Annotated in this window: 22 protein-coding genes; 14 read left to right on the forward strand and 8 right to left on the reverse strand. The window is 62.9% G+C overall.

Annotation, left to right across the window (positions count from 1 at the left end):
• Window positions 1–3: 3 nt before the first annotated feature.
• The 3 genes from B9Z01_RS19040 to B9Z01_RS19050 all read right to left on the reverse strand — a co-directional run bounded on the left by B9Z01_RS19040 (window position 4) and on the right by B9Z01_RS19050 (window position 2721).
• Window positions 4–717 (reverse strand): ABC transporter permease, encoded by a 714-nt coding sequence (locus B9Z01_RS19040; protein WP_085485821.1) that lies wholly within the window; start codon window positions 715–717, stop codon window positions 4–6.
• Window positions 714–1403, reverse strand: a complete 690-nt coding sequence (locus B9Z01_RS19045; protein ID WP_085485823.1) for an ABC transporter permease — start codon at window positions 1401–1403, stop codon at window positions 714–716. Before B9Z01_RS19045 ends, B9Z01_RS19040 begins: the two co-directional genes overlap by 4 nt.
• A 400-nt stretch (window positions 1404–1803) precedes the next feature.
• Window positions 1804–2721, reverse strand: coding sequence for a LysR family transcriptional regulator (locus tag B9Z01_RS19050; protein WP_085485825.1), 918 nt, complete (start codon window positions 2719–2721; stop codon window positions 1804–1806).
• A 200-nt stretch (window positions 2722–2921) separates the two neighbouring features.
• On the opposite strand from B9Z01_RS19050, the gene benA reads away from it, so the two are divergent.
• From benA to B9Z01_RS19075, 5 genes are all read left to right on the forward strand, one after another.
• Window positions 2922–4289: a benzoate 1,2-dioxygenase large subunit gene (gene benA, locus B9Z01_RS19055; RefSeq protein ID WP_085486495.1), complete on the forward strand. Its 1368-nt coding sequence runs from the start codon at window positions 2922–2924 to the stop codon at window positions 4287–4289.
• Window positions 4286–4777, forward strand: a complete 492-nt coding sequence (gene benB / locus B9Z01_RS19060; protein ID WP_085485827.1) for a benzoate 1,2-dioxygenase small subunit — start codon at window positions 4286–4288, stop codon at window positions 4775–4777. The genes benA and benB overlap by 4 nt, the downstream gene beginning before the upstream one ends.
• 25 nt (window positions 4778–4802) lie before the next feature.
• Window positions 4803–5822 carry a benzoate 1,2-dioxygenase electron transfer component BenC gene (gene benC, locus B9Z01_RS19065; protein ID WP_085485829.1) on the forward strand — a complete coding sequence of 340 codons (1020 nt, stop codon included), beginning with the start codon at window positions 4803–4805 and terminating at the stop codon, window positions 5820–5822.
• The gene (locus tag B9Z01_RS19070) at window positions 5819–6610 is read left to right on the forward strand and encodes a 1,6-dihydroxycyclohexa-2,4-diene-1-carboxylate dehydrogenase (protein ID WP_085485831.1); all 792 of its coding nucleotides are present in this window, start codon (window positions 5819–5821) and stop codon (window positions 6608–6610) included. The genes benC and B9Z01_RS19070 overlap by 4 nt, the downstream gene beginning before the upstream one ends.
• Window positions 6611–6850: 240 nt before the next feature.
• Entirely contained in the window at window positions 6851–8050 is a 1200-nt protein-coding gene (locus tag B9Z01_RS19075; protein WP_085485833.1) for a benzoate/H(+) symporter BenE family transporter, read from the forward strand.
• Between the two features lie 12 nt (window positions 8051–8062).
• On the opposite strand, the gene B9Z01_RS19080 is transcribed toward B9Z01_RS19075, so the two are convergent.
• Genes B9Z01_RS19080 through B9Z01_RS19100 form a run of 5 tightly spaced genes read right to left on the reverse strand, consistent with a single transcriptional unit; the run spans window position 8063 to window position 13363 of the window.
• The gene (locus tag B9Z01_RS19080) at window positions 8063–9589 is read right to left on the reverse strand and encodes an efflux transporter outer membrane subunit (RefSeq protein WP_085485835.1); all 1527 of its coding nucleotides are present in this window, start codon (window positions 9587–9589) and stop codon (window positions 8063–8065) included.
• Window positions 9590–9601: 12 nt separating this feature from the next.
• A complete protein-coding gene (locus tag B9Z01_RS19085) occupies window positions 9602–10753 on the reverse strand; it encodes an ABC transporter permease (protein ID WP_167387519.1) in 1152 nt (383 codons plus the stop codon).
• On the reverse strand, window positions 10750–11733 hold the full coding sequence (locus B9Z01_RS19090; RefSeq protein ID WP_085485837.1) for an ABC transporter ATP-binding protein: 984 nt from the start codon (window positions 11731–11733) through the stop codon (window positions 10750–10752). The genes B9Z01_RS19085 and B9Z01_RS19090 overlap by 4 nt, the downstream gene beginning before the upstream one ends.
• Window positions 11730–12695 (reverse strand): HlyD family secretion protein, encoded by a 966-nt coding sequence (locus B9Z01_RS19095; protein ID WP_085485839.1) that lies wholly within the window; start codon window positions 12693–12695, stop codon window positions 11730–11732. Before B9Z01_RS19095 ends, B9Z01_RS19090 begins: the two co-directional genes overlap by 4 nt.
• Window positions 12692–13363 (reverse strand): TetR/AcrR family transcriptional regulator, encoded by a 672-nt coding sequence (locus B9Z01_RS19100; RefSeq protein ID WP_085485841.1) that lies wholly within the window; start codon window positions 13361–13363, stop codon window positions 12692–12694. Before B9Z01_RS19100 ends, B9Z01_RS19095 begins: the two co-directional genes overlap by 4 nt.
• 367 nt (window positions 13364–13730) lie before the next feature.
• Between B9Z01_RS19100 and B9Z01_RS19105 the strand changes: the two genes are divergently transcribed.
• From B9Z01_RS19105 to B9Z01_RS19145, 9 genes are all read left to right on the forward strand, one after another.
• A complete protein-coding gene (locus B9Z01_RS19105; protein ID WP_085485843.1) occupies window positions 13731–14600 on the forward strand; it encodes an ABC transporter permease in 870 nt (289 codons plus the stop codon).
• Between the two features lie 2 nt (window positions 14601–14602).
• Window positions 14603–15655 carry an ABC transporter ATP-binding protein gene (locus B9Z01_RS19110; protein WP_085485845.1) on the forward strand — a complete coding sequence of 351 codons (1053 nt, stop codon included), beginning with the start codon at window positions 14603–14605 and terminating at the stop codon, window positions 15653–15655.
• 11 nt (window positions 15656–15666) lie between these two features.
• Complete coding sequence (locus B9Z01_RS19115; RefSeq protein WP_085485847.1) at window positions 15667–16728, forward strand: extracellular solute-binding protein; 1062 nt, start codon at window positions 15667–15669, stop codon at window positions 16726–16728.
• A 3-nt stretch (window positions 16729–16731) separates the two neighbouring features.
• On the forward strand, window positions 16732–17619 hold the full coding sequence (locus B9Z01_RS19120; RefSeq protein WP_085485849.1) for an ABC transporter permease: 888 nt from the start codon (window positions 16732–16734) through the stop codon (window positions 17617–17619).
• Between the two features lie 72 nt (window positions 17620–17691).
• On the forward strand, window positions 17692–18882 hold the full coding sequence (locus tag B9Z01_RS19125) for a M24 family metallopeptidase (RefSeq protein ID WP_085485851.1): 1191 nt from the start codon (window positions 17692–17694) through the stop codon (window positions 18880–18882).
• 64 nt (window positions 18883–18946) lie between these two features.
• A complete protein-coding gene (locus B9Z01_RS19130) occupies window positions 18947–20194 on the forward strand; it encodes a metal-dependent hydrolase family protein (RefSeq protein ID WP_085486499.1) in 1248 nt (415 codons plus the stop codon).
• An 80-nt stretch (window positions 20195–20274) separates the two neighbouring features.
• Window positions 20275–21195, forward strand: coding sequence for a LysR substrate-binding domain-containing protein (locus tag B9Z01_RS19135; protein ID WP_085485853.1), 921 nt, complete (start codon window positions 20275–20277; stop codon window positions 21193–21195).
• A gap of 118 nt (window positions 21196–21313) precedes the next feature.
• Window positions 21314–22378 (forward strand): ABC transporter substrate-binding protein, encoded by a 1065-nt coding sequence (locus B9Z01_RS19140; protein WP_085486501.1) that lies wholly within the window; start codon window positions 21314–21316, stop codon window positions 22376–22378.
• Between the two features lie 28 nt (window positions 22379–22406).
• Window positions 22407–23384: a glycosylasparaginase gene (locus B9Z01_RS19145; protein ID WP_085485855.1), complete on the forward strand. Its 978-nt coding sequence runs from the start codon at window positions 22407–22409 to the stop codon at window positions 23382–23384.
• The last annotated feature ends 19 nt before the right edge of the window (window positions 23385–23403 follow it).

Below are 23403 nucleotides of genomic sequence, written 5' to 3' on the forward strand. Positions count from 1 at the left end.
GGTTCAATGCCCTTGCGGCTTAAGGTAAGCCAGCAAACGTATTTCCAATTTGCGGAAGCCCCAGATCAGCGCGAAGACGATCAGCGCATAGAGGATGGCCGCGATGCCGTACGCCTGGAAGGTCGCGTAGGTGGCGGAGTTGACGTCGCGCGCCACCTTCAGGATGTCGGGCACCGTCGCCGTGAATGCGAGCGTCGTCGCGTGCAGCATCAGGATGACCTCGTTGCTGTACGAGGGCAGCGCGCGCCGCAGCGCGGAAGGCAGAATGATGCGCGTATACAGCTTGAATTTCGACATGCCGTAAGCCTGCGCTGCCTCGATTTCGCCGTGCGAGGTTTCCCTGATCGAGCCGGCGAAGATCTCGGTGGCGTACGCGCACTCGTTCAGCGCGAACGCGAGCAGCGTGCAGTTCATCGCATTGCGAAAGAAGCTGTTGAGCAGGTCGTGCGAATGGATGAAATGCAGGCTGTAGAGCCCCGTGTAGATCAGCAGCAACTGAACGTACAGCGGTGTTCCGCGAAAGATATAGGTGTAAAGCCAGACGGGTCCGGAAATGTAGCGGTTGCGCGAGGCGCGCGCGATGGCAAGCGGCACGGCAAGCGTAAAACCCAGCACGATCGAGGCGACGAGCAGCCACAGCGTGATGGCGAGGCCGGTGTAGTTGAAGCCGTCGGTGAAAAGATAGTTCTGCCAATATTGACGAATCAGTTCGATCACAGCACGGCCCTCCGTACGCCGATCGAGTAGCGCTTCTCGAGGCGGTTCAAGATCAGATTCGACACGGTGGTAATGGCGAGGTAGATCGCCCCGGTCGCGAGCGTGAAGAAGAAAAACGACTGCGTGCTCTTGCCGGCGTCCTGCGATGCCTTGACCACATCGGCGAGACCGATGATCGACACGAGCGCAGTGGCCTTCACGAGCACCTGCCAGTTATTGCCGATGCCGGGTAGCGCGAAGCGCATCATCTGCGGGAACAGGATGCGCGTGAACACGCGCCGCGCGCTCATGCCGTACGCGAAGCCCGCTTCGAGCTGCCCGCGCGGCACGGCGAGAAACGCGCCGCGGAAAGTCTCGGTGAAGTACGCGCCGTAAATGAAACCCAGTGTGATGACGCCGGCGAGAAACGGATCGATGTCGATCTGCTCCATGCTGAACATGTCGGTCAGATCATTGAGCCAGATCTGGATGCTGTAGAAGAGCAGCAGCATCAGCACGAGGTCGGGCACGGCGCGGATCAGGGTCGTGTACAGCGTGCCGATGCGCGAGACGACGCGGTTGGTCGAGAGCTTCGCGGCAGCGCCGATGAGGCCCAGCACAAACGACGCCGCAAGCGACAGCACCGCGAGCTTGATGGTTACCCACGTGCCCGCGAGAAGCATCGGACCGAAGCCTTGAAAAAGCATGGGAGTGTCCTTGTTAAAGGAGCGCGAATCCTGACGTGGAATCTCGGGTGCCGAGGGTCTTGCCTCGCGAACTGGGGTCAGGATATGTCCGGCCCGCGATGTTGTATAGACAAATTATCCCGAACAAGTGTTGAGGAACAATCGGGGTTAGTGCTTATGAGGGTTGCTTTCCAATCGTATGAAAACCCTTGAAATCATTGATATATATGGTATTCAGGCAGAGTTACGGGGGACTCGCCCTGGCTGGAGATTTTTCTCTGGGGCAATGGTTTTAGCCGTCAGAGGGTATCTTGTCCATACAACTTCGTTACAGCAGTTTCCGCGGGTGTAGGGAACGGCAGGAACGCGCGATTCCGGCGGTGCCGGGACATCGCGCGTGAGATAAGGAAGGGTGTTGGCGCTACTGATGCGAAGGCGGCAGATAAGTCATCTGCTCGTCGTCGTACAGCGCGTAGATCAGGTTTCGCAGCCGCGTGATATCGGCGGACTCGTCGAGCATGCGCGTGCTCATGATGATCGGTGAAACGAGATTCTGATCGTCGAGGTCTTTGTACGCGATGTCGCCGCGCTGCAGTCCATACACGCTCGCCGGCACGATCGATATGCCTTCGCCCGCCGCGACGAGACCGAGTGCGATCTGCAGTTCGCGAGTCTCGTAGAGTCGATGCGGTTTCAACGCGCGATCATGAAACGCGGCCAGCACCTGGTCGGCGTAACTCGGGCGCGGCGCTTTCGGAAAGATGATTAGCGTTTCGCTCGTGAGGTCATGCAGCGACAGCACCGGCTTCGCGTCGATCAGCGGATGGCCGCCCGGCAGCGCGACGATCATCCGCTCCTCGCGCAACACCACGCGCCGGATGCTCGGGTCTTCGTGACGAATCCGCCCGAAGCCGACGTCGATGCGTCCTTCCTTGAGCGCCTTGATCTGATCCATCGTCGACAGTTCGTGCAGACTCAGTTCGACCGTGCTGTTTTCGGTGCGAAAGCGCCGGATGATTTTCGGCAGCATGCCGTACAGCGTCGAGCCGACGAAGCCGACCGACAGGCTGCGCTCGATCTTGCCGACCCGGCGAGTCATCGCCTCGACTTCCGAGGTTTGCGCGAGCAGTTGGATCGCGTGCGAATAGAAGAAGCGGCCGGCCTCGGTCAGCTTGAGCGGCCGCGAGTTGCGCTCGAACAACTGCACGCCGAGCGTGTCCTCGAGCTGCTGGATCTGCCTGCTCAGCGGCGGCTGCGCAATGTGCAGACGTTTGGCGGCCCGGGTGACGTTGCACTCCTCGGCAACCGCCACGAAATAGCGCAGGTGGCGCAGTTCCATAAGAATACCTCTTAGGTATCGTCGCGATACTAAATCAGTGTTGGACGACGCAAATGGCGCGCAACTATCCTTCAGTTACCGCAGACGCCTCGAAAAATTATACCTCCAGAGCATTGAAATCCTGGTCTGGTTAGAAGCGTCGGCCGCTTCCCATGCGCGTGCTTCGCACGCATAGCGACTGTCCGAATCAGGAGACAACCATGATTCCGATCTACCCGGATCACACTCCGCAGCTCAAGAACATCGACGATTTTCTCGTTGAGGACCGCGAGAGCGGGGACTACCGTCTGCATCGCAGCGCATTTACCGACGAGCGTCTGTTCGAGCTGGAAATGCAGCACATTTTCGAAGGGAACTGGATTTACCTCGCGCACGAAAGCCAGATTCCGAACAACAACGATTACTTCACGACCTATATGGGCCGCCAGCCGGTCGTGATCGCGCGCAACCGGCAGGGCGAATTGAACGCGTTCATCAATGCGTGCACGCATCGCGGTGCGATGCTGTGCCGCTACAAGCGCGGCAACAAGGCGACCTACACGTGCCCGTTCCACGGCTGGACCTTCAACAACAGCGGCAAGCTGCTGAAAGTGAAAGACCCCGCGGACGCGGGCTATCCCGACTGCTTCAACAAGGAAGGCTCGCACGATCTGAAGAAGATCGCGCGCTTCGGCAACTATCGCGGCTTTCTGTTCGGCAGTCTGAACGAGGACGTGCCTGCGCTCGAGACCTATCTCGGCGAGGCCGCGCGCATCATCGACATGATCGTCGACCAGTCGGAAGACGGTCTCGAAGTGCTACGCGGCTCGTCGACCTATACGTACGAGGGCAACTGGAAGCTCACCGCCGAAAACGGCGCGGACGGCTATCACGTCTCGGCGGTGCACTGGAATTACGCGGCGACGACCAATCATCGCAAGGAAGAAAACGCCCGCGAAGACAAGATTCGTGCGATGGACGCCGGCAGCTGGGGCCGCCAGGGCGGCGGCTTCTACGCATTCGAGCAAGGCCACATGCTGCTGTGGACGCGCTGGGCCAATCCCGAAGACCGTCCCAACTTCAGCCGCCGCGAGGAATTCGCCGCGCGCTGCGGCGCCGAGCGCGCCGACTGGATGATCCAGAACTCGCGCAACCTGTGCCTCTATCCGAACGTGTATCTGATGGACCAGTTCGGTTCGCAGATTCGTGTGCTGCGCCCGCTGTCGGTCAACAAGACCGAGGTGACGATCTACTGCATTGCGCCGAAGGGTGAATCCGACGAAGCGCGTTCGCGCCGCATCCGCCAGTACGAGGACTTCTTCAACGTGAGCGGCATGGCGACGCCCGACGACCTCGAAGAATTCCGTGCGTGCCAGCTCGGCTACGCCGCTCGCGCGCTCGAATGGAACGACATGTCCCGCGGTTCGACGCACTGGATCGACGGCGCGGACGAAGCGGCGCAAAAAATCGGGCTCAACCCGGTCATGAGCGGCGTGAAGACCGAGGATGAAGGGCTCTACACCGTGCAGCACCGCTACTGGATCGACACCATGAAAAAGGCGCTGAACACGCAAGGGAGCCGCGCATGAGCAAGATCGCATTGACCGACATTCAGGCCTTCCTGTACCGCGAAAGCCGTTTGCTCGACGACGAGCAATGGGACGAATGGCTGACCTGCTATCACCCGGACGCGTCGTTCTGGATGCCGTCGTGGGACGACGAGGACAAGCTCGTCACCGATCCGCAGCGCGAGATTTCGCTGATCTACTACCCGAACCGCCAGGGGCTCGAAGACCGCGTGTTCCGTATCAAGACCGAGCGTTCGAGCGCGACGATGCCCGACACGCGCACGAGCCATAACGTCGCCAACATCGAAGTGGAGAGCGAGGACAACGGCGTGTACACGGTGCGTTTCAACTGGCACACGCTGAGCCATCGCTACAGGACGAATTACAGCTACTTCGGCATGTCGCGCTACATGATCGACTTCAACGGCGCGCAGCCGCAAATTCTGAACAAGTACGTCGTACTGAAGAACGACTACATCAATCAGGTCATCGACATCTACCACATCTAGCCGGTGCGACTGGAGGAGACAGGTCATGGAACACACTATTGCACTTCAGTTCGAAGACGGCGTCACGCGCTTTATCAGCTGCCGCGAGAATGAAACGCTGTCGGACGCCGCGTACCGGCAGAAGATCAACATTCCGCTCGACTGCCGCGAAGGTGCGTGCGGCACCTGCCGCGGGCTGTGCGAGTCGGGTGAATACGATCTGCCCGAGTCGAGCTATGTCGAGGATGCGCTGACGCCCGAAGAAGCGGGCCAGCGCTATATCCTCGCGTGCCAGACGCGGCCGCGTTCGGACCTGGTGGTTCGCGTGCAGGCGTCGTCGGCGGCGTGCAAGACCGGTGTGTCGCGTTTCGAAGGCACACTCGCCTCGGTCGAACGGCTGTCGGACTCCACGATCCATTTTTCGATCGATATCGACGGCGCGAGCGCGCCGAGCTTTCTCGCGGGCCAGTACGTGAACGTCGAGATTCCGGGCAGCGGCGAGAGCCGGTCCTATTCGTTCAGCTCGGCACCGGGCGCGACACGCGCGGCATTCGTCGTGCGCAATGTGCCGGATGGAAAGATGAGCGGGTATCTGAGCACGCAGGCACAGGCGGGGCAACGCATCGGCTTCACGGGCCCGTATGGCAGTTTCTATCTGCGCGAGCCGCAGCGCCCGGTGCTGTTCCTCGCGGGCGGCACGGGCATCGCGCCGTTCCTCTCGATGCTCGACGTGCTCAAGGCGAGCGGCAATACGCAGCCGGTACGCCTCGTGTACGGCGTGACCAACGACATCGATCTCGTCGCGCTCGAACATCTGGAAGAAGCGCAACGCACGCTGCCCGATTTCAGCTACCGCACCTGCGTGGTGGATTCGGCAAGCGGTCATGAGCGCAAGGGCTATGTGACCGCGCACGTCGAAAGCGAATGGCTCAATAGCGGCGACGTCGATATCTATCTGTGCGGCCCGGTCGCGATGGTCGAAGCGGTGCAGGGCTGGTTGCGCGAAAGCGGCATCGAGCCCGCGCACTTCTACTATGAAAAATTCTCGGCGAGCAACGTAGCATGAGCACGACCTTTATCGATCGCTTCAAGGGCAAGGCGCTCGTCGTGACCGGCGCGGGGCAGGGCATTGGCCGTGGCGTGGCTTTGCGCGCGGCGAGCGAGGGCGCCGCGCTCGTACTCGTCGACCGTTCGCCGATCGTTCACGAGGTGGCCGAGGAAATCACGCGCACGGGAGGTGATGCGCGCGCGTTTATCGCCGACCTCGAAACCTATGCGGGCGCGCGTGCGATGGTCGCTTTCGCGCTCGAAGCATTCGGCCGCATCGACGCGCTGATCAACAACGTCGGCGGCACGATCTGGGCGAAGCCATACGAAGAGTACGAGGAAGAGCAGATCGAAGCCGAAGTGCGACGCTCGCTGTTCCCGACGCTGTGGTGTTGCCGCGCAGCGTTGCCACCCATGCTCGAGCGCGGCAGCGGTGCGATCGTCAACGTGTCGTCGATTGCGACGCGCGGTATTTATCGCGTGCCGTATGCGGCATCGAAGGGCGGCGTCAATGCGCTGACCGCGAGCCTCGCGTTCGAGCACGCCGGGCACGGCATCCGCATCAACGCGGTCGCGACCGGCGGCACCGAAGCGCCGCCGCGCCGCGTGCCGCGTAATGCGGCGCCGCAGAGCGAAGAGGAAGCGAAGTGGTATCAGGGCATCGTCGATCAGACGATTGCGTCCAGCCTCATGCATCGCTATGGCACGATCGACGAACAGGTTGGCGCGATCCTGTTTCTGGCCTCCGACGAAGCGTCCTACATTACCGGGACCGTGCTGCCGGTGGGCGGCGGCGATCTCGGGTAAGGTCGGGCTCGCCACCGGGCTCGCGGTCCGGCCCGCGATAAAGCACGAGTGTTGGCGCGAATCGTTCGCGCCAACACCGTTGCCGTTTCTGTTTCCGTTGCGCGCAAAATATGAGTGTGCCGGTTTTTCCCGCAGCTATTGTCATTCATACTATGGGCCCCGAATGAGTTCGCTGCCTGAGTTCACTGCCTCGAAGCCGGGCGCGTCGGGCATGGCGGGCCGCCTCGATCCCTACCAACAATGAATCCCACGAATAGTCAGACGCATACGACACGGGCCCTCGCGGCCGACTGGTCCATTTCCGCCATCGTGGCGGGATTCCTCGCCGTGCTGATTTCCTACGCGGGCCCGCTGGTGATCTTTTTTCAGGCGGCGCAAGCGGCCCATATGCCCAACGACATGGTCGCCTCGTGGGTGTGGGCGATCTCGATCGGCTCGGCCGTGTCCGGTATCTTCGCAAGCTGGACACTGAAAGTGCCGGTCGTGACCGCCTGGTCGGCGCCGGGCGCCGCGTTGCTCGTGGGGCTGTTTCCCGCGTTGACGCTCCATCAGGCGGTGGGCGCGTACATCACCGCGGCCGTCATCATTATGATGATCGGCGTCTCCGGGTATTTCGACAGGATGGTGCGCAGCATTCCCAAAGGCATCGCCTGCGGGATGATGGCGGGCATTCTGCTTCAGTTCGGCACCCACGCATTTAAAGCCGCCGCGTCGATGCCCGCGTTGGCATTCGGCATGATCGGCGCGTACATCGTCTTCAAACGCCTGATGCCGCGCTATTGCATCGTGCTCGTGCTGCTGACGGGCACGGTGCTCGCGATCGCGCTCGGCACGGCGCACTTCAGCGGTTTGCCGCTGCAGGTGACGCGGCCGATTTTCATCAAACCGGAATGGACGTTGAGTTCGACGCTGAGTCTGGCGCTTCCGCTCGTCGTCGTCAGTTTGACCGGACAGTTTCTGCCGGGCATGGCGATTCTGCGCGTGTCCGGCTATCACACACCGGCGCGGCCGATCATCGTCGCGACGAGCATCGCTTCGATTGGCGTGGCGTTTTTCGGCGGCATCACGATCGTGATCGCCGCGATTACCGCGGCGCTGTGCACAGGCAAGGATGCGCATGACGATCCGGACAAGCGCTACATTGCCGGCATCGCGAACGGCGTGTTCTATCTGATCGGCGGCACGTTCGCCGGTGCGATTGTCGCGTTGTTCACGATGCTGCCCAAGGAATTCGTCGCGATTCTCGCGGGCCTCGCGCTGATCGGCGCGATCACGACGAACGTGATGGGCGCGATCCAGGACGAAGACCATCGCGAGGCATCGGTCATCACGTTTCTCGCCACGGCGTCGGGCATGACGTTTCTCGGACTCGGGTCCGCGTTCTGGGGCATCGTGATCGGCTCGTTTGCGTACCTCGTGCTGAACAGGGTGCGGCGATAGACGTCTGCAAGCTCAAGGGCGCGCCCCGAGCGCCTGATACAGCGCCGCGGTATCGGCATAACGCTGCGCGGCGATTTTCGTACGATCGAGTCCGGTCTGCAATTCCTGCCGCTGCGTATCGAGCAGCGTCAATTGACTGATGCCGCCCGCCGCATAGCGTTCGCTGGCAATGCCGGCGCTGCGTTGCGCGCTGCGATGCGCATCGTCGAGCGCCTGCAACGCAATGGCGTCCTGATCGAGCGCGCGCAGTGCATCCGCGACCTGCTGGAGCCCTTGCAGGACGGTTTGCTTGTACACGGCCAGCGCCGCTTGCCAGGCCGCCTCGGACGAACGCTTGCGGGCCAGCAGTTCACCACCGTGGAAGAGCGGCTGCGTAAGACCCGCACCGAAATTCCACACGTTGAAGCCCGTCAGCAGATCGGACACGTTGACGCGTTCCGTCGCCGCGCTGCCCGATAGCGTGATGCGCGGATACATATTCGCGGTCGCGACGCCGATGTTCGCGCTCGCCTGATGCAGCAGCGCCTCGGAGGCGCGGATGTCGGGCCGCTGCTGCGCGAGCGTCGACGGCAACGTTAGTGGCAGGTTGGCCGGCAGCACGAGCGTGTCGAGATCGAGTGCGGCGAGTTCGTGCGTGGCCGCCAATTCCGCCGGGGCGTGTCCCAGATAGATCGCGAGTTGATGGTCGGTTTGCGCGAGTTGCGTGCGCAGCGGCGGTAACGTCGCGCGGGTTTGCTGCACGAGGGTGCGCTGGCTCAGCAGATCGACTTCGGAGATGCCGCCCGCCTGATAGCGGCGTCCGGCAATGTCGAGTTGCTGCATTTGTAGCGCGAGCAGCGATTCGGTGAGCGCAATCTGCCGCGCGAGCGACGCGCGCCGGATCGCCGCTGTCACGACATTGCCCGCGACGGTCAAACGCGCGGCTTCGAGTTCGTATTGCTGATAGTCGACCTGCGCGGCCACCGCTTCGAGCGCGCGGCGATTCGCGCCGAACAGATCGAACGTGTACGACACCGTGACCTGCGCGCTGTACAGCGTGAACGGCGCAAACGAGCGGCCTTGCGTCAGGTCGCCCAGGCCGAGTGCCGCGGGATCGATTTTCTCGCGCGTGGCCGACAGGTTCGCGTCGACTTGCGGCCACAGCGTGCCGCCCGCCTGCGCGCGATAGTCCTGCTGCGCTTCGTCGAGTTTCGCGCGGGCTTGCGCGAGTGTCGGGCTATCGTCGAGCGCCTGTTGCACGAGTGCGTTTAGCGCCGGCGAGCCGAAGGTACGCCACCAGCCGTCACCGGGCGCATCCGCCGGCACGAAATGCTGCGCGCCGCCGCCGGGACCGTCGGACGCAACGGTGCTTGCCGCAAGCGGCTCGGCGGTATAGCTCGATACGGTGGTCACGTCGGGCCGGTGGAAATCCGGGCCGACCGCGCACGCGCACAATGCCGCGCTTGCGCCGAATGCGGCGAGCCAGCAAGCGGCGGAACGACAGGCCGCAACACGGAAAACAACGGCACGAACGGTGGAAGCGGCGGAAACGGAACACATTGCGGGCCTTCCTCAATCGAGCGTGCGTCGATAGAACTTCACGGCAATACCCATCACGACGCACAGAAAGATCAGCAGCGGCCATACATGCGGCCACATGTCGGCCCAACCGACGCCCTTGAGCAGAATGCCGCGCACGAGCCGGTTGAAATAAGTGAGCGGCAGCAGGTTGCCGATGAACTGCGCCCACTTCGGCATGCCCGCGAACGGGAACATGAAACCCGACAGCAGGATGTTGGGCAGAAAATAGAACATCGTCAGCTGCATCGCCTGTAACTGGTTCTGCGCGAGCGACGACAGCGTAATGCCGATCGTCAGATTAGCCGCGACGAACAGCAGTGCGGACAGATACAGCGCGATCAGACTGCCCTCGAACGGCACCTCAAACACGAAGCGCGCCGCCGCGAGAATGATGCTCACCTGGATCAGACCGATCGCCACGTAAGGCACGATCTTGCCGGTCATCACTTCGAGCGGCAGCACCGGCGTGGCGAGCAGATTTTCCATCGTGCCGCGCTCGCGTTCGCGTGTGATCGCGAGGCCCGTCATCATGACCATCGTCATCGTCAGGATCACGCCCATCAGGCCGGGCACCACGTTGTATTGCGTGACGCTTTCGGGGTTGTAGAGCCTGTGCAACTGAACGTCGAATGCGGCGGGGCCGATTGCGAGCGCCGAGAGCGGACCCGTGAGGTCCTTCTGCAACACGGACTGCGCAATCGACGGCAGCGCGCCGAGCGCGGTACTCACCGTAGTGGGGTCCGTCGCGTCTGCTTCGACGAGCAGTGAAGGATGCGCGCCCTTGACCAGATCGCGCGTGAAGCCGACCGGGATATTCAGCACGAATAGCACCTTGCCTTGCGCGAGCGCGCGGCGGCCCGACTCTTCATCGGGCAGCGTCGAGACGATGTCGAAGTAATCCGAGTTGCGCATCGCCATGATGAAGCTGCGCGTGAATTCACTGTGGTCGGCGGCGATCACGGCGGTTGGCAGATGCTTCGGGTCGGTGTTGATCGCGAAGCCGAACAGCGCCATCTGCATGATCGGCAGACCGATGATCATCGCAAACGTGATGCGGTCGCGCTTGAGTTGCAGAAACTCCTTGCGCACGATGCTCCACCAGCGTGTCAGCGAAAAGCGCGGAAAGCGGCGTGCGGTGTTCACGATGCCGGGTCCGTGGAAGGCGCTGCGTAGTTGTCGGTCGAGTGGTTCATCATGAAGATGAACACATCCTCGAGGCCGGTTTCCTGTCTTTCGATCCGTAGCGCAGGATTCGAATGGGCCAGTTGTTGGAGCGTCGCATGCAGCTCGGGCGTGTCCGGGCCGCTCACGTGCAGCGACGAGCCGAACGCGACTGTCTGCTCGACACCGGGTGAGCGGCGCAGTCGTTCGCCGAGTTCGACGAGATTCTGGCCGTACACGGTCCACGTCGCGAGCCCCTGCGAATCGATGACCTCCTTCGACGTACCTTGCGCCAGCAGCTTGCCGTACGCGATATAGGCGAGCTTGTGGCAGCGTTCCGCTTCGTCCATATAGTGCGTGCTGACGAGCACCGAGATGCCGCTTGCCGCGAGGCGGTGCAGTTCTTCCCAGAAGTCGCGGCGCGCGCTCGGGTCGACGCCCGCTGTCGGTTCGTCGAGCAGCAGCAGTTCCGGTTCGTGCAGCATGCACGCGGCAAGCGCGAGACGCTGTTTCCAGCCGCCCGACAATGCACCAGCCAACTGCTTCGCGCGGCTCTCGAGACCGAGCTGTTCGAGCGCGCGGTCCACCGCGTCGCGGCGATTTTTCATCTCGTAGATGCGCGCGACGAAGTCGAGATTTTCGCGGATCGTCAGATCTTCCCAATAGGAGAAACGTTGCGTCATGTAGCCGGTGCGCCGTTTGATCTGGGCGCTGTCGCGCACGATGTCGTAGCCGAGGCACGTGCCGCTGCCGGAGTCGGGCGTGAGCAGGCCGCACATCATGCGGATGCAGGTGGTTTTGCCGCTGCCGTTCGGGCCGAGAAAGCCGAAAATTTCGCCGCGCTGCACGCGCAGCGATACGTCGTTGACGACGTGCTTCGTGCCGAAATGCTTGTTCAGCCCGTGCACGTCGATCGCGTATACGGGGGCGGCCGGATTGCCGAGGGGCGAAGGCGCGCTCATTGCAGCGTCACCGTGACAGGCTGGCCGGGCCGCAGTTTCGGCGCATCGGCGGTCTGCGGTTTGGCTTCGACCATGAACACCAGCTTCGAGCGGCTTTCGTTGCTGTAGATCACGGGCGGCGTGTACTCCGCCTGGTCCGAAATGAAGCTGAGCACGGCCGGCACATCGGCTGCGCAGCCGTCGCAATGAATCGATACGTGCCGGCCCGGCGCGAGTGAACCGACCACCGCCTCGGGCACGAAAAAGCGCACCTTGACGTTTTCCGGCGGCAGCATGCGCACGACGGGACTGCCGGCCGGCACCCATTCGCCGCTGCGATACATCGTGTCGAACACGAGGCCTCCATGCGGCGCGCGCACGCTTTTCTGATCGAGTTTCCATTGCGCCTGGCCGAGCTGGGCCTGGGCCGCGTCGACCTGTGCCTGTTGCGCGCGGATCTGTTCGATACGTCCCGGCAGACGGGCGACCGCGACCTGGTTTTGCAGCTCGCGCACGCGCGCGGCGGTCGAAAGCGCGTTCGCACGCGAGTCGTCGAGCTGGCTTTGCGGGATGCCGCCCGCGCGCAATTGCTGTTCGTCGCGGCTGTACTGGGTCGCGGCGCGTGCCGCGTCGGCTTCGGCCTGCACGAGTTGCGCGCGGGTCACGTCGACTTCCGGCGGCCGCTTGCCGGTTGCAAGGTCGGCAAGCTGGGCGCGGGCCGCGCGCAATTGCTCGCTGGCCTGCGCAACGGCCTCGGTTTCGTTCTGTGCTTCGAGCGCGAAGAGCGGAGTGTTCTCCGTGACGGTCTGCCCGCGTGAAACCGTTAGCTGGGTCAATTGCCCCGCCTGCGAGGACGCGAGGTACAGGAACTCGCCTTCCACATAGCCTTGCCAGGTGTTCGCCGGTTGCCGCGAGCAGCTCGCGCACACGATGCACAGTGCCAGCACAGCGGCAAGCCGGGATTTGAGCGCGGATGGAATCATGACGGCTTCCTTTTCGCCCGGCGCGCCGTGGACGTCGGCGCGGGAGTGGGGTTTGCGCTCATCCCCCGCGTGAGCAGCGCGACGACATGGCGTTCGAGCGTCACGCGATCGAACGAGGCGCGCGGATTCAGGCGCTGCCAGATCTTTGCGGTTGCCTGCGGCAGCATCACAAGGGCAAGCACCGAGTTGAACAGCAGCAACGGTTCGAGCTGCGCGTTCAGCTGGCCCGACGCACAGCCGCGCGCAATGTTCTGACCAAACCCCGCGAGCTTCTGCAAAGGGATGTGCCCAAACGCGCGCTCGCGCAGCAGACCGCCTTCATTGACGATTTCGCGCAGCCATAGCGAGGGTAGCCACGGCATTTTTTCGGTGACATCGAACATGCGTTTGACGATGCCCTGCGTGAGCGCAAGCGGATCGTCCTGCTCGGTATCGACTGGTTCCCAGATCGCGCCGAAGGCGGCGACGAGCTTTTCCTCGAACAGTGCGTCGAGCAGTTTTTCGCGTGTCTGGAACCAGTAGTGCACCATCGCGGACGTCACGCCGCTCGCCGTTGCGATCTGCGCAACCGTCGTGTTGGCGATGCCGCGCTCGGCGAAGAGCGCCACCGCGGTATCGAGCAGATGTTCGCGCGCGTCGAAGTCCTGCGAATGAGGACGGCGACCCATGCGGGAGCGGCTGGGCTGGGGCATGTCCGTATAACTAATTGATGAGTTAGTTAGTTTTAAGTTACTGATAGTAGGATATTTTTTTGCTCGATGAAGGAGGGGAAACCCTTGGCGGCGGGTGGGCCGTGGTGCTGGCCTTCACCTGCTCCCAAACCGCCCATCGCGCCTGCAACCTCTCCCGCGTAAACCCCAGCTCGCTCCGCTTTGCGCATCTTTTTGTTCATGCTACTGTGAATCGAAGTTGGCAAGGCTATGCAAATCTACATTCCATACAGCTACAGCCGCGCCTGACCTGGAGACGGCTTCATGCCGTCACTCCGTCGCAGCACCAGCCAAACGTGTTATTCCTACCCAAGGAGAAAGCGCGGTGACGCAGGTTCCGATCGACCGTAGCAGCATCGTTTCCTCGCGTGCGTTTTCCCGCTCCCGTCCCCGTCTGCTTCCGGCAACATGGTTCGTCCGCGCAGGCGTCGCGCTCATCTACCTGTTCATGCTGAGCCCGCTCATCTTCGTGATCTGGCTGAGCTTTTTCAAAGACGCGATCATCACGTTTCCGCCGTCCGGCTACACGCTCTCGTGGTACGTCAACGCATGGCATAACGATGCGTTCGCGAATGGCTTCGTACTCTCGATGAAGCTCGCCGCGGGCGCGGCGCTCGGCGGCGTCGTGCTCGGTGTCGCGGCGTCGCTCGCGCTTGCACGCTATCGTTTCGCGGGGCGCCGCCTCGTCGGCAACGTGCTGCTGCTGCCGCTCGTGGTGCCGGGCATCGTCGCCGGCATCGCCGCGTATCTGTTCTATCTGCGCGCCGAGAACGCGCTCGACATCGACATCGTCGGCACGTTCGGCGGTCTTCTGCTCGCGCATATCTGTCTCACGATTCCGTGGACGATCCGGCTCGTTACGGCGAGCCTCGGCCAGATCGACGCCACCGTCGAAGAAGCGGCGCGCAATCTCGGCGCTGGCCCGTGGCGCACGTTGTGGCGCGTCACGCTGCCGATGCTGCGTCCGGCGATCGTCGCCTCGACGCTATTCGGTTTCATCGTCTCGTTCGAGAACCTCGAAATGACGCTGCCGCTCGTCGGTCCCGGCAAGACGACCTTGCCCATCGCGATCATGCAGTACCTCGAATTCAATCTCGACCCCACCATCGCGGCGGTTTCGGCTGCGCAGATCGTGCTGCTCGGCATCGTGATGCTGATTACCGATCGTTTCGTGAAACTCGGCAAGGTGATCTGAACATGGCTCAGGTATCCCTGCGCAATCTGCGCAAGCAATACGGCGCGACGACCGCTGTCTCCGATGTGTCGTTCGATATCGCCGAGGGCGAGCTCGTTGCATTTCTCGGTCCGAGCGGTTGCGGCAAGACGACGACGCTGCGCATGGTCGCGGGTTTCGTCGAGCCGAGCGCCGGCGAAATCTGGATCGGCAATACCGAGGTTACGCGGCTCGCGCCCGACAAACGCAACACCGGCATGGTGTTTCAGCGCTATGCGCTGTTTCCTCACATGACAGTCGCGCAGAACGTCGCGTTCGGTCTGGAAATGCGGCGCGTGCCGAAAGCGGAGCGCGCGACGCGCATCCGCGAAGCGCTCGACATGGTGCGTCTCACATCGCTTGCGGAACGTTACCCGCGGCAGTTGTCGGGCGGCCAGCAGCAGCGCGTCGCGATTGCGCGCGCATTGGCGATTCGTCCTGACGTATTCCTGCTCGACGAGCCGCTGTCCAACCTCGATGCGAAGCTGCGTGTCGAAGTGCGCGAGGAGATTCGTGCGCTCCAGCAGCGCCTGGGTCTCACGACGATCTTCGTCACGCACGATCAGGAAGAAGCGCTGGCGATGGCGGACCGCGTGGCCGTCATGCACGATGGGCGCGTGCAGCAGATCGGCAGCGCGGACGAGCTTTACGAGCGGCCCGCGAACCCTTTTGTCGCGAACTTTCTCGGCCGCATGAATTTTCTGGCGGGGCACGTCGACAACGGCCAGTTCATCACCGCGAAGGGCGAGCGGATTGCGGTGAAGGCGGCCGCGCCCGGCGCGACCACGCTCGGCATACGTCCGGAGCGTCTGCGTCTCGCCGCGGCGCCGGAGAACAGCGAAGTGTCGATTCCGGTTCAGCTTGCCGACAAGGTCTATCTTGGCGCGACCGTCGAATTGCGGCTCACGAGCGAGCGCGGCCAGAGTCTCGTCGCGCTCGTGCCTAACACGGCGCACGCGGGCTTGGGCAACTGGTCCGCCGGCGAGACGCTGCATGCGTGCTTCAGAACTGAAGACTGTCTGCTTTTTTCCGCCTGAAGGATCATAAAATGAGCTATCCAATCACGCGCCGCACGTTTCTGAAAGCTGCTTCGGGCCTGCTCGTCGCTCCCTCGCTCGGGTTCGATCCGCGCACGGCATTCGCGGCCGATGCCTGTCCCAACGTCGTCGTCGGCACGTGGGGCGGCGACTATATGAACCTGCTCGAACAGAACATCGGCAAACCGATCATCGAAGCCGCGGGCGGGCGCGTCACCTATGATTCGGCGGACCAGATCGGCCGCATGACGAAGCTGCGCGCGGAAAAAATGTCGCGCCGCGGTTCGCTCGACGTCGCCTGTCTCGCCGACATCGACATGTTCGACATCAATCGTTCCGGCGTGCTCGAACCGCTCGACACGAAGCTGGTGCCGAGCTCGTCGCGCACCATCGAGGCGCTGCGTCGTCCGTATTCGATCCCGCACATCTTCAGTGCGATGGTGATCGTCTACAACCCCGAGAAATTTTCTGCGAAGCCCGACTCGCTCGCGGTCGCCCTCGATCCAAAACTCAAGGGACGTGTGGGCTTTTCCGACATTCTCTACAACTTCAACGTGTTGCAGTCCTCACTCGCGGCGGGCCAGCACAACAGCGATACGACGGCGGGCATCCAGTTTCTGCGCGAAGTGCGCAAGCAGCAGCCGAAGGTCTACCCGTCCAATGAAGCGGTGGCGTCGGCATTGAAGAGCGGCGAAATCTGGCTCACCTGCATGTGGAAAGCGCGCGCGTTGCAGTGGAAGAAGGGCGGCGTGCCGGTCGACTACGCGTTCCCGAAAGAGGGCGGCGTGCCCGTCACGTTCGAGGCCGCCGTGCCGAAGAATGCGCTGTCGCGCGCGTGCGGTTTCAACTATCTGAATGCGATGCTCGATCCGCGTGCGCAGGTGGGCTTTGCCGAGACGATGGGCTATGCGCCGACAGTGACCGATGCGTCCTTGCCGCCGACGCTGCAGCAGAGTGTCGGCTTCACGAACGCCGAACTGGACCGGCTCGTGAAGGTCGATTACGCGCGCTTCACCGCGGAAAAGCCGGCACTGCTCGACTTCTGGAACAAGGAATTCAAGCCGGGGCTCTGAACCATGACGACGACAGCACTGGACGCCGCGCCGCGGCGCCGCGATTTCGCCGCAGGCCTGCTCGCTTCGCCCGCGACGCTCGTCGTGATATTCGTGATCGTGTTGCCGGGCGTGCAGCTGGTGCGCTACAGCTTCAATCATTTCGACTCGGTCCAGATGATGCAGGCGGCGTTCACACTGGAGAACTACCTTCAGTTTCTGACCGATCCGTACTATCACGCGGTGCTGTGGACCACGATCAAGGTTGCGGCGCTGTGTACTGCGCTGTCGCTCGTGCTCGGCTTTCCGGTCGCATACGTGCTCGCGAAAACGCAAAGCCGCTACAAGAGCCAGCTCGTGATGCTGCTGGTGTTTCCGCTACTGGTCGGCAACGTCGTGCGCGCGGCGGGATGGATGGTCATGCTCGGCAACGCGGGTTTCGTCAATGCGCTGCTGCTTGCGCTCGGTGTGGTCGATCAACCGGTTCGGCTGCTGTATACGCCCTTCGCGGTGATCGCGGGCACGACCGCCGTCGTGCTGCCGTACATGATCCTGACCTTGCAGAGCGTGCTCGAAGGGCTCGATTTCTCGATCGAGGAAGCCGCGCGCAATCTCGGCGCGAGCTTCGGTCAGACCCTCGCGCGCGTCGTGCTGCCGATCGCCGCGCCGGGCGTCGCGGCCGGCACGATGCTCGTCTTCATTCTCTGCATGAACGCCTACGCGACGCCGGTGCTGCTCGGCGGCACCGGCATCACGATGATGACACCCGCCATCTACGACCAGATCGCCAAGGCTAACAACTGGCCGTTCGGCGCCGTGCTTTCGCTGGTGTCGATGGTGGTCACCTTCGCGCTTGCGCTGTTGTCGCACTGGATCATTCAACGCCGCTACGCAAAGACGATGATGACCTGAAACAGTCCGGGCGCCACGGGCTTGCCCGTGCGACGCACCTCTCTTCAATTCGTGATCCTGATGGAGATATCGATGCCCATACTCACTGAACAGACCCGCGCTTACCGTCATCGCCTGATGAAAACGCTCATGGAGCGTCAACGGGTTGATGCGCTGATCTTCACTTCGGCCGACTTCTTCCAGTGGGCGACCAATTTCCACGTCGACGTGCAAACGTGGGAACGGCCGATCGCCGTGTGTGTGCCGCTCTCCGGCGAGCCATTCGCGATCATGAACGAGCTGTCGACTCATCACGTGATGATGGCGCGCGAACGCGGTCATCTCTGGCTCGAGAATATTTCGTTCTACTCCGAGCATCCGCGCGTGATCGAGCGGCAGCCTTTGCTTGCGGAAGTGCCCGAGCTGATCGCCGCGCGTCTGCGTGCCGCCGGGCTCGGTGCGTCGCGCATCGGCGTCGAGGCGGCGGGCGGTCCGCTTGGCCGTGCCGCGTCATTGCTGGCCGATGCGAAGCTTCTGCCGATGCTCGCCGAGCTGCGCTCGTTGCGCTGGGTCAAGCATGCCGAGGAGATCGAGATCATGCGGGCCGCCGCGAGTCTCGCCGACTGGGTCCAGGATCGTTATCGCGAGAACATCCGGCCCGGGCGGCTCGTTCAGGAACTCGACTACCAGATGGCCTCGCTGATGGTGACCGAAGGCGCGCGCCGCTTTCCCGGCGAAAACCTCGAGGTGATGCGCTGCTGGACCTTGTCCGGCCCGGCGTCGGCGTCACCCCACGGCGACGGCGCGTCGTGTGGCGCACAGATCAAGGCGGGCGACGGTCTCGTCAACATCGTGATTCCACGCCTGAACGGTCTCGTGATCGAGAACGAGCGGACCTGGTTTTGCGGCAAGCCGAGTGCCGACCAGGCACGCTTTCACGAAGTGGCGCGCGCAGCCAACGAGGCCGCTGTCGCGGCGGCCGTGACCGGCCAGCCGGTTTCCAGCATTGACGCGGCGGCTCAGGCCGTGATCGAACAGGCCGGATGCGGCCAGTACATCCGGCATCGCACCGGGCACGGCATGGGCATCATCGGCCACGAATATCCCGACGACATGGCCTTCAATCACCGTCCGCTGCTCGACAACGAAGTCTATTCGGCGGAACCGGGCATCTATGTCTACGGCCTGGGCGGTTTCCGGCTCGACGATTCCGTCGTGACCGGTGCGACCCCCGAATTGCTGACCAGGACGCCGCGCACGCTCGCGCACGCAACGATCGACTGAGCCGCGCGGCCTTCGCGATCCCTCAACGCTGGAGACAACCGGGAGCTACCCGGGAGGAGAAATGATGGAGTCGATTCTGTTTTCGCACTGCGCGCTGCTCGATCCGGTTGCCGGCGAGTTGCGTGAGGATCACGCGGTGCTCGTGGAAAACGGACGCATCAAGGAAGTCTCGGATCGCCCGATCAGCAGCGCGTCGGCGCGCGAGATCGACGTGCGCGGCAAGACGCTGATGCCTGGCCTGATCGATCTGCACGTGCACGTGCATGCGACGCAATTGAATCTCGCGCAGCAGGTGAACTTGCCGAACGTGCTGGTCACGCTGAAGTCGTTGCCGTTGCTGCAAGGCATGTTGAGGCGCGGCTTCACGACCGTGCGCGATGCGGGCGGCGCGGGCTTCGCGCTCAAGCAGGCCATCGAGCAAGGGCTCGCGGAAGGGCCGCGGCTTTTCGTTTCGGGGCGCGCGATCAGCCAGACCGGCGGTCACGGCGACATGCGCGGGCGCAGCGACTACATCGGCACGGATAGCCCATGCTCGTGCTGCGCGCGGGTCGGTGCGGTGTCGCGTGTGGCCGATGGCGTCGATGCGGTGCGCCGCGCCGTGCGCGAAGAGCTGCAGATGGGCGCCGACCAGATCAAGATCATGGCCTCGGGCGGTGTCGCATCGCCGACCGATCCGGTGGGCGCTTGGGGCTATTCGGAAGACGAGATTCGCGCGATCGTCCACGAGGCGCGAGCGCGCGGCACCTATGTGCTCGCGCATGCGTACACGGCCGAGGCGATCACGCGCGCAGTGCGCTGCGGCGTGCGCACGATCGAGCACGGCAATCTCGTCGACGCGGCGGCCGCGCGCGTGATGGCGGAGCAGGGCGCGTTTGCCGTGCCGACGCTTGTCACCTACGACGCACTCGCGAACGAGGGCGAAGCGCTCGGCTTGCCGGCGGACAGCGTCGCGAAGATCGAAAGCGTGCGGCACGCGGGTCTGCGTTCGCTCGAAATTTTCCGCGCGGCAGGCGTGCCGATGGGGTTCGGCACCGATCTGCTCGGCGAATCGCAGCGTCTGCAAAGCGACGAATTCCGCCTGCGCAGCGAAGTGCTGTCGCCGCTCGAGATCCTGCGCAGCGCCACCGTGGTCGGCGCGCAGGTGCTCGGGCAGACCGGGCAGCTCGGAGAAATCGTGCCGGGCGCGCATGCCGACATGCTCGTCGTCGACGGCAATCCGCTCGCCTCGCTCGACTGTCTGCTGGGTCAGGGCGAACGGATTCCGGTCGTGATGAAGGGCGGTAAAATTCATGCCTTTGAATTGCCGGCGTGATGTGCGAGCCGCTCCCGCGAGAGCGGGAGCGCGGACCGGAGCGGAAAGCGCCGGCGGCCCATGCAATCCGGAGAGAATGGATGGACTTTCGGCACATCGACGCATTCAGGGCGCTGATGCTCACACGCACGACGACGCGCGCCGCGCAGGTCATCGGTACATCGCAATCCGGTATCAGCCGCCTGATTACCGATCTGGAGCGCTCGATCAATCTCACGCTCTTCGATCGCAGCCACGGACGGCTCGAACCGACCGCCGAAGCGTTGGCGCTGTTCGAGGAAGTCGAGCGACGCTACGCAGGCCTGAACAATATTCGCGAATTCGCACTGAGCTTGCGCAATCCATCCACCGCGGTGATTCGTGTCGGCTCGGTGGTGTCGTTCGGGCTCGGCTATTTCGCGCGCGTCATCGCGAACTTTCATCGCAGCCATCCGGCGGTGCAGATTGCGTTGACGACGGGTGCGTCGGCGCTGATTCGCGACCAGGTGGTGTCGCGTCAACTCGCGCTCGGTCTCGTGACGAATACCGTCGACGTGAACGGTACGGATTCGGTCGCCTTCGCGCAACTCGACGCGATTTGCGCGTTGCCCGCGGGTCATCCGCTCGGCAAGCGCAAGGTCATCAGAGTGGCGGACCTGAAAGGGCAGCCGATCGTCTCGTACGATCTGCCCGAACTGGTGCGTTGGGGCATGGATCAGATTTTCGCAACGGGCCAACTGCAATCGCAAGTGGTGGCGAGCGCGCCGTATTCGGTCAACATCGCCACGATGGTCAAGGAAGGTCTCGGGATCGGATTGCTGCATCCCGTATCGGCCTACGACTTCCTCGACTCGAATCTGATCCTGCGGCGCTTCGAGCATTCGATGCCGTTCTATACGCTGAAGATCACGCCGCATGGCGCCGCGCCGGCGCCTCATCTCGACGAGTTGTCGCGGGTGATGGAGGCGTCGCTCGAGGAAGTGCTGACGGCCGTGAACGCGCGGCTGGGCGCCGCGATCTGAGTTGTTTCTGTTTCCCCTTGAAAACAACATCAAACAAACAACATCAAACCAGCTTCAGATCAGACAGCCGAAGCTCGACATTGCTTTTTCCAAATCGCATTTCTCCTGGAGCGAATGCATGAACGACATCAACAGCCCACGCCGCCGGTTTCTTCGATCCACAGGTACGCTCGTCGCCGCATCCGCGCTCGGTCCGTTCGCGCTGAAGGCGAACGCGGCCGGCGCCTGCTCGGGCCGGGTCGTGGTGGGAACGTGGGGAGGTGATTATCAACGTCTCCTGCAACAGAATATCGATCCTCTCGTCACGCCTGCCGGCGTCTCCGTGACCTATGCGGTGGGCAGCGCGCTCGAGAGACAGACCACGATGCGCGCCGAAGCGCACGGCCGGCGCAGCACCATGGATATCGCGGTGCTGCGCGACAACGACATGTTCCAGATGTACTCCGAAGGCACGACCGCGAAACTCGACGAAGCGCAATTGCCGAACCTAGCGAATGTGATTCCGCAATTCAAGCGCAGCTACGCGGTGCCTCATATTTTTAGCGCGCTCGTGCTCGTCTACGATACGAACCGGGTTCGCACGCGTCCCGATGGTCTTGCCGCGCTGCTCGACCCCGCCTTCAAGGGGAAAATCGGTCTCGTGGACGATCAGTATGACTATCTGACGCTAGCGGGTGCGCTCGCATCCGGCGGACAGGCAAGCGATCTCGCGCTCGGGCAGAAGTTTCTGCGCTCGTTGCGCGATGCCTCGCCGAGGGTGTATCCGTCGGTCGATGCACTGGCGTCGGCGCTGAAGAGCGGCGAAATCGTCGTGACCGTGACATGGAAGGCGCGCACGCTGCAGTGGAAAAAAGCGGGACTCGCTGTCGATTATGTATTTCCGAAAGAGGGCGCGTTGCCCGCCACGTTCGAGGCCGCGCTCACAGCTGGCAGCAAAGCGCCCGCGTGCGCGTTCCCGTACCTGAACGCGATGCTCGATCCGCGCGCACAGCACGCGTTCGCGGAGACGATGGGCTATGCGCCCACAATTACGAATGCGAATCTGCCGCCGTCGCTGCAGCAGGCGGTCGGGTTTTCGAGCAAGGAACTCGAGCGGATCGTGCCAGTTGATTTTGCATTGCTGATGAAGAACAAAACGAAGATGCTCGACTTCTGGAACAAGGATTTTCGTCCGGGGCTGTGACTGGAGTCCGTTATTTTTCTGACCACCTATGATTATTCTGACCAATAACGAAGGCAAATCCGGCATTGGCGTAACTGCGGAACTGCTGCAGCAGGGCCGAAATGGCCTCGACGCGGTCGAGGCTGGCATCCGCCTCGTCGAGGACGACGAAGAGGTCCGCACTGTCGGTCGCGGCGGCTGGCCGAATCTGCTTGGCGAGGTCGAACTCGACGCATCGGTGATGGATGGCTCGACGTTGCGCACCGGCGCTGTCGGCGGGCTCAAGGGCTTCAGGCATCCAGTGAGCGTGGCGCGCTCCGTGCTGGCGCGCTTGCCGCACGAACTGCTGATCGGCGACGGCGCCGCGCGCTTTGCCGCCGAAACGGGCGCCGAGCGATGCGAGTTGCTCGCCGAGCACTCGCGCAAGGCTTACGCGCGCTGGTTCGACAGCGAAGTGAGTGCGGCGGACAAAGCGGCGTGGCCGAACGTGCCGCTCGAACGCTACTGTCACGATGCGGTCGATCCCGAGATCGGCAAAGACACGACCGTGTTTCTCGCACTTGACAGCGCGCGCAACGTAGTGACAGGAACGAGCACCTCCGGCTGGGGGTGGAAATATCCAGGCCGTCTCGGCGATAGCCCTGTGATCGGCGCGGGCTCGTATGCCGATAGCCGCTATGGCGCTTGCGCATGCACGGGTGCGGGTGAAATGACGATCCGCGCGGGCACGGCGCGCGCGGTGGTTCTCTACATGAAGATGGGGATGAGCGTCGAGCGCGCAGTGAGCGAAGCCGTCGACGATATGCGCGCGCTGAAGGGCGGACTGATCAGCCGGGTCACGATCCACGCGATCGATGCCGCAGGCAATCATCACGTAGTGGCGGTCAACGGCTTGCCGGGCAATCACTATTGGGTGTGGATGCCGGGCATGGCGCAACCGGAGCGCCGTCCTTGCACATTGATTCAGATTTCGGAGGGCGAGCCGCAGAGCAAGCGAATTGCAATGCAGGTCTATACCGATGTTTGAATTCGTGGCGCGGAAACTG

The organism is Paraburkholderia susongensis (genome assembly GCF_900177725.1).
Lineage (GTDB): Bacteria > Pseudomonadota > Gammaproteobacteria > Burkholderiales > Burkholderiaceae > Paraburkholderia > Paraburkholderia susongensis.

Coding starts and splice junctions, on each gene's coding strand:
- B9Z01_RS19045 (WP_085485823.1), bottom strand. CDS start 1,403: ATGCTTTTTCAAGGCTTCGGTCCGATGCTTCTCGCGGGCACGTGGGTA.
- B9Z01_RS19050 (WP_085485825.1), bottom strand. CDS start 2,721: ATGGAACTGCGCCACCTGCGCTATTTCGTGGCGGTTGCCGAGGAGTGC.
- benA (WP_085486495.1), top strand. CDS start 2,922: ATGATTCCGATCTACCCGGATCACACTCCGCAGCTCAAGAACATCGAC.
- benB (WP_085485827.1), top strand. CDS start 4,286: ATGAGCAAGATCGCATTGACCGACATTCAGGCCTTCCTGTACCGCGAA.
- benC (WP_085485829.1), top strand. CDS start 4,803: ATGGAACACACTATTGCACTTCAGTTCGAAGACGGCGTCACGCGCTTT.
- B9Z01_RS19070 (WP_085485831.1), top strand. CDS start 5,819: ATGAGCACGACCTTTATCGATCGCTTCAAGGGCAAGGCGCTCGTCGTG.
- B9Z01_RS19075 (WP_085485833.1), top strand. CDS start 6,851: ATGAATCCCACGAATAGTCAGACGCATACGACACGGGCCCTCGCGGCC.
- B9Z01_RS19080 (WP_085485835.1), bottom strand. CDS start 9,589: ATGTGTTCCGTTTCCGCCGCTTCCACCGTTCGTGCCGTTGTTTTCCGT.
- B9Z01_RS19090 (WP_085485837.1), bottom strand. CDS start 11,733: ATGAGCGCGCCTTCGCCCCTCGGCAATCCGGCCGCCCCCGTATACGCG.
- B9Z01_RS19095 (WP_085485839.1), bottom strand. CDS start 12,695: ATGATTCCATCCGCGCTCAAATCCCGGCTTGCCGCTGTGCTGGCACTG.
- B9Z01_RS19100 (WP_085485841.1), bottom strand. CDS start 13,363: ATGGGTCGCCGTCCTCATTCGCAGGACTTCGACGCGCGCGAACATCTG.
- B9Z01_RS19110 (WP_085485845.1), top strand. CDS start 14,603: ATGGCTCAGGTATCCCTGCGCAATCTGCGCAAGCAATACGGCGCGACG.
- B9Z01_RS19115 (WP_085485847.1), top strand. CDS start 15,667: ATGAGCTATCCAATCACGCGCCGCACGTTTCTGAAAGCTGCTTCGGGC.
- B9Z01_RS19120 (WP_085485849.1), top strand. CDS start 16,732: ATGACGACGACAGCACTGGACGCCGCGCCGCGGCGCCGCGATTTCGCC.
- B9Z01_RS19125 (WP_085485851.1), top strand. CDS start 17,692: ATGCCCATACTCACTGAACAGACCCGCGCTTACCGTCATCGCCTGATG.
- B9Z01_RS19130 (WP_085486499.1), top strand. CDS start 18,947: ATGGAGTCGATTCTGTTTTCGCACTGCGCGCTGCTCGATCCGGTTGCC.
- B9Z01_RS19135 (WP_085485853.1), top strand. CDS start 20,275: ATGGACTTTCGGCACATCGACGCATTCAGGGCGCTGATGCTCACACGC.
- B9Z01_RS19140 (WP_085486501.1), top strand. CDS start 21,314: ATGAACGACATCAACAGCCCACGCCGCCGGTTTCTTCGATCCACAGGT.
- B9Z01_RS19145 (WP_085485855.1), top strand. CDS start 22,407: ATGATTATTCTGACCAATAACGAAGGCAAATCCGGCATTGGCGTAACT.